Origin of the sequence: Halobacillus andaensis (assembly GCF_014636475.1) — a bacterium.
GTDB lineage: Bacteria > Bacillota > Bacilli > Bacillales > Halobacillaceae > Halobacillus_A > Halobacillus_A andaensis.
Genome location: NZ_BMEL01000008.1, coordinates 22,740 through 31,203, shown reverse-complemented (window position 1 = coordinate 31,203; position 8,464 = coordinate 22,740). Strand labels below are relative to the sequence as shown.

Annotated in this window: 8 protein-coding genes; 6 read left to right on the top strand and 2 right to left on the bottom strand. The window is 43.7% G+C overall.

Annotated features, from left to right (window positions below; all coding sequences use genetic code 11):
* Nucleotides 1–597: DUF421 domain-containing protein (locus IEV27_RS19690; protein ID WP_188379223.1), on the bottom strand; the 597-nt coding region annotated here is incomplete at its 3' end.
* A gap of 280 nt (nucleotides 598–877) precedes the next feature.
* Between IEV27_RS19690 and IEV27_RS19685 the strand changes: the two genes are divergently transcribed.
* The 4 genes from IEV27_RS19685 (at nucleotide 878) to IEV27_RS19670 (ending at nucleotide 6,038) form a co-directional block, all read left to right on the top strand.
* Entirely contained in the window at nucleotides 878–2,623 is a 1,746-nt protein-coding gene (locus IEV27_RS19685) for a sensor histidine kinase (protein WP_188379222.1), read from the top strand.
* A complete protein-coding gene (locus IEV27_RS19680; RefSeq protein WP_188379221.1) occupies nucleotides 2,620–3,345 on the top strand; it encodes a LytR/AlgR family response regulator transcription factor in 726 nt (241 codons plus the stop codon). The genes IEV27_RS19685 and IEV27_RS19680 overlap by 4 nt, the downstream gene beginning before the upstream one ends.
* 379 nt (nucleotides 3,346–3,724) lie before the next feature.
* Nucleotides 3,725–5,167, top strand: a complete 1,443-nt coding sequence (locus IEV27_RS19675) for a carbon starvation CstA family protein (protein ID WP_188379220.1) — start codon at nucleotides 3,725–3,727, stop codon at nucleotides 5,165–5,167.
* Nucleotides 5,168–5,393: 226 nt separating this feature from the next.
* Entirely contained in the window at nucleotides 5,394–6,038 is a 645-nt protein-coding gene (locus tag IEV27_RS19670; RefSeq protein WP_188379219.1) for a glycosyltransferase, read from the top strand.
* A gap of 153 nt (nucleotides 6,039–6,191) precedes the next feature.
* Here the strand turns inward: IEV27_RS19670 and IEV27_RS19665 are convergent, their stop codons facing one another.
* Entirely contained in the window at nucleotides 6,192–6,512 is a 321-nt protein-coding gene (locus tag IEV27_RS19665; RefSeq protein ID WP_188379218.1) for a DUF3139 domain-containing protein, read from the bottom strand.
* 364 nt (nucleotides 6,513–6,876) lie between these two features.
* Between IEV27_RS19665 and IEV27_RS19660 the strand changes: the two genes are divergently transcribed.
* Nucleotides 6,877–7,062 carry a hypothetical protein gene (locus IEV27_RS19660; RefSeq protein ID WP_188379217.1) on the top strand — a complete coding sequence of 62 codons (186 nt, stop codon included), beginning with the start codon at nucleotides 6,877–6,879 and terminating at the stop codon, nucleotides 7,060–7,062.
* A gap of 299 nt (nucleotides 7,063–7,361) precedes the next feature.
* Nucleotides 7,362–8,375 carry a LacI family DNA-binding transcriptional regulator gene (locus tag IEV27_RS19655; protein ID WP_188379216.1) on the top strand — a complete coding sequence of 338 codons (1,014 nt, stop codon included), beginning with the start codon at nucleotides 7,362–7,364 and terminating at the stop codon, nucleotides 8,373–8,375.
* Nucleotides 8,376–8,464 lie beyond the last annotated feature (89 nt).

The following is an 8,464-nucleotide window of genomic DNA, read 5'->3' as shown; positions in this document are numbered from 1 at the left end:
TGGAGGTTCTTCTATATGTTTTTTATTTTTAACTTCCTTAAAAAGGTTATCTGATCCACCTGGTTGATTGACTTGTGTTTCATTGTTGACAGTGGACTGGTTCGATTGAATCATCGACATCAGCATTTGAATATCTTTTTTAGTAGAGTATTGGTGATCAGGCTTTAACATATATCCTAACTGGCCATTTGGTTCTATGGTTGCCCATTGCAAATCACTTATGTTTTGGATGTTCTGTTGTCTTAATCGCACTTCAAGCATATCCACCGTTAAGCGTAATTTTTTTAAATTTCTTTCATTGATTTTGCCATTTTCGACTACCATAAGAGACTTTCCGTAAATTAAAGTTTCTAAAGCATCATATTTCAAAACGATATACTCAATAAAAATAAGGAGAAGTACCAATAAAAATGTAATCACCATCGTAATCCAGACGTTCCTATCGCTTACAGGTTGAATAATTAATGAACCAACAGCTATCATCATGACCGTTTGAGCAACCGTCAGCTGTGAAATTGACTTTCTGCCAGCTAACCGCAAAAGAAGCACCCCTCCAATAACAATCACAATAGATTTCCATATAAAATGTAAATCCAAAGATATTCCTCCTTATAGAACCCTTCTATATAGCTTGGTAAGGAGATTTAAATCTATACATACTAAAACAACATGGTTGGTTTATGGGGCTGTTAATAATTAATGGTAAATAAAATGTATACCTCTTCTTGTAGTTTTTATTACGCGCTAAACATTTCAAGGAATGTAGATCTGACGTTATGGAAACATTTACATTATGAAACAGCAGCATCTCCCATTTGTATGAAACGTTTTCAAGCATGCTACAATAGAAGCAAAACGACTGGGAAGGACGAGACAGATGTTCGAACTATTTCTCCCGATGCTGGAGCGGCTCGGCATTATCGTGACGGTTGCTTTCATCATTACGAGGTTCCGGTTTTTTCGGGAGCTGATTGACCGTAAGTCTTTGCATCCGGGACAGCAGATGATGGCGATTGCATTCTTCGGGCTGTTCGGGATTATTGGAACCTATACAGGCATTACATATGATACAAGCTCTCTTGAGTTTGGAAGATGGGCGATGGATTTAGTTGAGAGTGAAGCGATCGCGAACTCGAGGGTGATTGGCATTGTGGCTGCCGGTCTTTTCGGAGGGTACCGCATCGGGATTGGTGCCGGACTGATCGCAGGCATCCACCGCTTCTCGCTGGGAGGCTTTACTGGTTTTGCTTGTGGCATTTCGGCAGTTGTTGCTGGTGTGCTTGCCGGTTTTTTTCATAAAAAAGATAAGCCGCTGAAGTTGAAGACAGCGCTGTTGATCGGCGGACTGGCCGAGATGGTGCAGATGGGCATTATTTTAGCGGTGTCCAAGCCATTCTCCCGTGCGTGGGAGCTTGTCCAGGATATCGGCCTGCCGATGATTGTCGCAAATGGTCTGGGGTCTGCCCTCTTTTTGCTTATCATTCGAAATGTGTTAAACGAAGAAGAAAAAGCTGGAGCGCTGCAGGCGCAGAAAGCATTGAAGCTCGCGGAGTCGACGGTTGCTTACTTACGAAAAGGATTAACGAAGGATTCATCTCAAAAAGCCTGTCAGATCATCTATGACGAAGTGGACGTGAGTGCCATTTCGATGACAGATCAGGAGAAAATTCTGGCCCATGTCGGAGAGGCGGATGATCACCACCGGTCCGGGGAGAATATTCAGACCAATGCTACGAGGGAAGTGATTCAGAAAGGAACGATGATTGTGGCGACGCATGGCGATATCAATTGCAGCCATTCGGACTGTCCGCTTGGGGCCGCTGTCATCGCTCCATTGAAGAAAAGACAGGAAGTTGTCGGCACGCTGAAATTCTATGTGCGCTCTGAAAAAGAGATATCAAACCTCCTTCTAGAGCTGATTCAGGGTCTGAGCGCCCTGCTTGGCCAGCAGCTTGAAATTGCGGAAGCCGAGAAAGCCCAGGAGCTGGCAAAGGAAGCCGAAGTAAAAGCGCTGCAGGCTCAAGTCAATCCGCACTTTTTATTCAATTCGTTAAATGTGATTGTGTCGCTGACCCGCACAGAGCCGGACCGTGCCCGCTCCCTTCTAATCGCTTTGTCAAAATTTTTCCGTCAAAACCTTGGAGCTACAACGAAGACATGGACGTCGCTTGATGAAGAATTAAAGCACGTGAAAGCCTATCTTTTAATAGAAGAAACCCGCTTTGTCGATAAATTACAGGTGAACTACGAGATTGATCCTTCCGCTCTATCGGTGAAAGTTGCTCCGCTTACGCTGCAGCCGCTGGTGGAAAACAGCATCAAGCATGGGATCAAAGATAAGGAAGATGACTGTAAAATCACGATACAAGTCCGCGACCTTGGCGACAGAGTAAGAATTACGGTCATCGATAACGGCAGCGGGATGACATCTGAGCGTTTAGCCTCCCTTGGAGAAAAAGAAGTACACTCCGAGAAAGGCACAGGTCTTGGGCTTATGAACGTCAATAAACGGTTAGTCCATATGCATGGCGAAAAATCGAAGCTCCACATTGAAAGTAAGCCTGGGGAAGGAACGACCATTTCATTTGTTATTCCTCATAAAGGAAAGGAGGTATCTGCGTGATGGGTTCGATTAAGGCACTGATTGTCGATGATGAACGCTTCAGCCGGGAAGAGTTAATTTATTTGCTTACGTCTTATGATGCAATAGAAGTTGTAGGTGAGGCGGACTCAGGCGATGCAGCGATTATGAAAGCAATCCATCTGCAGCCCGATGTCATTTTCTTAGATGTAGAAATGCCGAAAATGGACGGCATGGAGGTCGCGAAATCCGTTCAGGAATTGAGAAAAGTACCGGCCATCGTCTTTGCGACCGCCTATCCTGATTTTGCGGTGGAGGCTTTTCGTCATGAGGCCGTTGATTATTTGTTAAAGCCGTTTGATGAGGAACAGTTAGGCGTTGCGATTGCCCGGTTAGAGAAAAAGCTTCGTCCCGTAGAAAGCACAGTATCGCGCCCCTCCAAGCTGGCCGTAGAAAGAGACGATGAAATCCATTACCTCAATCCTGCAGATATTATGTATGTGTACAGGGAAGACCGCCTGACGAAAATCGTCGCGAAAGATCATGAGTACGAAACGAAGTGGACATTAAAGGAAGTGGAAGAACGTCTGAAAGGATTTTCGTTCTTCCGCATTCATAAAAGCTACCTTGTGAATCTTGATTATGTCGATCGCTTAATCCCATGGTTTAACGGAGCCTATCAGCTGGAGCTTAGGGGTAGAAAAGACAAGCTTTCTGTGAGCCGTAATTATGTGAAAGGGTTACGAAAACAGCTTGAATTGTAAGAGTGAAAGGGTTTTAGGAAACAACTCGCTTTCCGTGGGCGTATGGGGTGCCTCCTCGAGCTTTTCAGCTCTGCGGGGGCACCCCTAATCCGCATCTCCCACAGGAGTCTCGCTGTTTCCTAAAACCCTTTTCAATAAAAGCGGAACGAACTTCCACTGCTGGTATGGAATGCGTCCAAAAGAAGCTCCCGCCCCATCAGCGAACAGCTAAATACAATCTATAATCACCTTCTAAACCATCCCACCGTCCTTTTTAGAGGACGGTTTTTTTGCATCTCAGACAGAGATTTCGACATCTTAGACAGAATCCGTAAAATGTAAGCGTTCTTTTGTTACGATCGTTGTAAGCGATTACAGAGATTGTAAGGAGGAAGCAGTTGTGATTACGTTTCTAGTAAGTATTGCACTTTTAATTGTTGGTTATTTTACGTACGGTAAATTCGTCGAGAAAACGTTCGGCGTGAATACAGACCGCCAGACACCGGCTTATACGCACGGCGATGGCGTCGATTACCTGCCTATGGGGGAAAAGAGAAATTCATTAATTCAGTTATTAAATATAGCCGGGGTGGGGCCGATCTTTGGTCCGATTCTCGGAGCGCTTTATGGACCTGTGGCCTTTTTGTGGATTGTATTTGGCTGTATCTTCGCCGGGGCGGTCCACGATTATTTAACAGGTATGATTTCGATTCGTAACCGGGGCGCGCACCTGCCTGAGCTTGCCGGTAAGTTTTTAGGAAAAGTGATGAAACACGTCGTGAACGCTTTTGCGATTTTACTGCTCGTGCTTGTCGGTACGGTATTTGTCTCCGCTCCTGCTGACCTGCTGCACAATATGACGAGCAGCTGGCTGAGCCTGCCGATCATTATTGGAGCCATTTTTGTTTATTATCTGCTGGCTACGATGCTCCCGATTGACAAAATCATCGGGCGTTTCTACCCGATTTTCGGGGCGCTGCTTTTAATCAGTGCCATTGGTGTAGGAGCTTCTCTTGTGATCACAGGAGCACCGATTCCAGAGCTTACGTTAACGAACATGCACCCGGATAACGCACCGATTTTCCCGCTGTTATTCTTAACGATTTCCTGTGGTGCCCTGTCTGGTTTCCATGCGACGCAGACACCGATTATCTCTCGAACGACTCAGAAGGAAAAACAAGGCCGCCGCATTTTTTACGGCATGATGATCGCTGAAGGTATTATCGCGATGATCTGGGCAGCTGCTGCCATGAGTGTATTCAACGGCTCTGCCGGTCTTAACGAAGTCCTTGCCAGTGGAGGTCCTGCCGCTGTCGTCAGTGAAGTTTCCATTGCGATGCTCGGAGCTGTCGGAGGAACACTTGCTGTTCTTGGTGTCATCGTCCTGCCGATTACGTCAGGCGACACCGCTTTCCGTAGTGCACGTATGATTATTGCCGATTACATCAAGGTTTCTCAAAAGAAAATAGCCAGCCGTATTTGGATTGCTGTACCGCTGTTCGTGATTTCCTTCGTGCTGACACGCATTGATTTCACACTACTTTGGAGATACTTCTCCTGGGCGAACCAGTCAACCGCCGTCATTGCCCTTTGGGTTGGAGCGATGTACTTGTTCCTATCAAGAAAAAATTACTGGATCGCTGCGATTCCAGCAACGTTTATGACGATGGCGACGTTCACCTATATTCTAAACGCACCGATTGGATTCGGGTTGTCCCTCAACGTTTCGTATGTGGGCGCTGCCATCATTACCGTTGCGGTCGTCACCGCCTTCTTTATCGCCGCCCGCCGCGGACTGAACCAGGATATTCCACTTGAAGAAGAGCTGAAACCGACGGCCTGATAAAATCTTTGTCAAGGAAAACTCTAAACAAACAGCAATAGGGGGCAGTAGAGCAAATGTCTACTGCCTCCTATTTTTGCTGCCAAGAAGTCTTATCATTAATGCCCCTGCGTAATTGCTTACGCAGGGGCATTATTTGTGGAAGATTACTTTGATTTTAACGAATGAAAAAAATCGATATAGCAATAATAGGAAGGTACTTTTTATTTGGGAAGGAGTAAGTTGAATGAAAAAATTATTGGTTAAGGTAGTAACTTTGTTATTACTGCTAAACATGCTGCCTGGGTTAGTTAGTGCCAATGATAACACACTGGAACAAAGCATTAGTCAATCAGAGGTAGCATTCGAAAATGAATTCAGGAGACTTTGGATTGATCATGTTTTGTGGACAAGCAATTATATTACAAGTGCAACAACAGCAGGAGCGGAGGATCAGGAGCAAGTGCTGGCAAGGCTTCTGAAAAATCAGGAGGATATCGGTCATGCGGTGAAGCCGGTATACGGAGAGGACGCAGGGAATAAACTTACAGATTTGCTTAAGGAGCATATTACGATTGCTGGCAATATTGTAGATGCAGCTAAAAACGATAACGAAGACATGGTGAATCAGTTAAACAACGAATGGTATAGAAATGCTGATGACATAGCAGCTTTCCTTAGTGAAGCCAACCCTAACTTGAAAAATGAGGATTTGAAAAAGCTGTTGTATAAGCATTTGGAAATGGTGTCGGATGACTTAACCGCAAGCTTAGAAAAAGATTGGGAGGCAAGAATCATTGCGATTGATGAAGGGGTCACCCATATCATCGTCATGGCAGATGCCCTCTCTGAGGGAATTGTGAAACAGTTTCCAGAGAAGTTTGAACAATGAGTGAAAGGAGCTCCAGCCTTGTGCTGAAGCTTTTTTCATTTACTTTGACATATCCACTTCCAGAGAGGCAAAGATGATAAGTCAGTGAATGAGGATACCCGGACAATTTCTTTGGTTATTCGTTTATCTGTAGTCTTCAATTAAAGTTAGTGACTACTTGGCGTTATGTACATGCTCATACCCATTCTCATCGGTATAAGATTCTAAAACGATTTGATTGTCTTCATTTTCATAATAATAATATAAGTTTTGATCCCCTTTTAAACTTACACTCACCATGAAATTCCGATCACCTGGCAGATTAGCCAGAAATGGTTCAGTAGAATCGATCTTTTCTTCTGACACATTTTCTTCTGTTTTTAAATATTTAATCACACGCGTTTCGGTACTGCTTTTTTTATAATTTATATACCCAAGCATACCGCCAGCACAAAGAATCAAAATCAGTATTGTTACGAAAAGAATTTTTTTCATTCATTATCAGCCCTTGTTTATGTAATTACTCTAGTCGTTCCCTCCCTAAGACCAATTATTTCAAAGTGGAAAACTAAACTCAATGCTTAAAACTTAACTAACCGTTCTATTCTATCGTTTACGTCTTTTTAAGAAAGGGCATAAGAAACAAAAGCTAGGCATCAAAGGAGTCTTGCTAGTGACCAGCCCTCCCCCTCGTTAATTTTTCTGCCGTTTTATTCATGATTACGTTTATTTGCCTATGGTTGATGGTCATTAATGCCCCATGCTTAACGTATCTCTGAGGAGTTTATCGCACCATTACCTACGGATTGAACAAAAAGGTTTAAGACTGATCACTTTCTCCCTTGAAAGGATGACGATCATGGAAGTCCTCGCTGTCATCTTAATGACCATCGGATTAATCGCTGCACCAGTGATCGGCTTTTTCTATCCCAGCTGGAGAAGTATGAACGGGGATGAGTTTTCAGAACGAGAACTTTATGGAGTGCGCGCAGCAGGAATTGGCGTTTTACTTATCACGTTTATTGTAAGCCAGCTCATTCTATAAAAACGTTAAAATAAACAGCACCAGAAGGCAGCAGGGCCAATGTCTGCTGCCTCCTATTTTTACTGGAATTGAAAGTAAGCAGAAAGTAGATTACATCGCGAAATGGACATTAAACGAAGAACAGTGGGAATGGTTTGAAAAACAGTAACAGCCCTCTTCTTTTTACTGGCAGTCGTGACATCTTACCCCTTAGACAGAATGACCTATTGAAATTTTGACCAGATTATTAAATTGCTAAACTTATAAAAGATACAGTATACTTAAATCGAAAGCGTTTTCGCTAAAGGGGGAAATAGGTCATGACCACGATTTATGATATTGCCAAAAAGACAGGGTTTTCCATCACTACGGTTTCACGCGCCTTAAATAATTACACAGATGTCAGTAAAACGACGAAGAAGATTATTTTAGACGCGGTTACGGAAATGGGCTATTACCCTAATTCAAGCGCGAGGTCGTTAACAACGAAAAAGTCGTGGACACTCGGTGTGATTTTTGTTGAAGATCTCGGCATTGGTATGAAGCACCCGTTTTTCAGTGCTGTGATCGAGAGCTTCAAGCAGAATGCGGAAGCTCAGGGATATGATATTATTTTCCTGAGTCGAAACGTTGGCGGAGAAGAAAAAAGTTACCTGGATCATGCGTCCCACCGTGGAGTGGATGGCATTATTATTATGTGCTCTGATCATAAAGATAAAGAGGTCCAACAGCTGATCGAATCTCCTTTTCCGACCGTTGTAGTGGATTTGCATAGTGATCAATCGAGTGTCGTGTATAGTGATAATTTCCGAGGCAGCATGCTTGCCGTTGATCACCTTGTTGAATTGGGTCATCGCAACATCGCCCACATCAAAGGCCATGATACGACGTATGCCGGGCTTGAACGTTTACGAGGTTTTCGTGCTGCTATGGAAAAACATAGTCTTTCGATCCCCTCTTCTTATATTGTGGACGGCGGTTTTTTCTCAGTAGATGGAGGATATCTTGCCATGAAAGAACTGCTTCAACTAAATGAGCATCGACCGACAGCCGTCTTTGTTGCTGGAGATAATATGGCACTCGGTGCGCTAAAAGCGTGTAAGGAATCAGGGATCACGGTTCCGGATGATCTATCCATCGTTGGCTTTGATGATATAGAGGTCGGGCAGCATATTACCCCCACCCTAACAACCATTCACCAGGACACAGACTTAATCGGAAAAAAAGCTTCAGAAGTGCTTATTCAACAAATTAATACGAGAAGTAATGAGTATGCAGCGGTTACGATCCCTGTCAAACTCATTGTGCGTGAGTCTACAAAAGCCATTTCTTGAATGCTTTTGTAGATTTTTTTGATAATTTTCAGAATTTTTTTACGAAACCGCTTTCGCAATTCAAAAAATAGTGGTATTATTATTTTGGG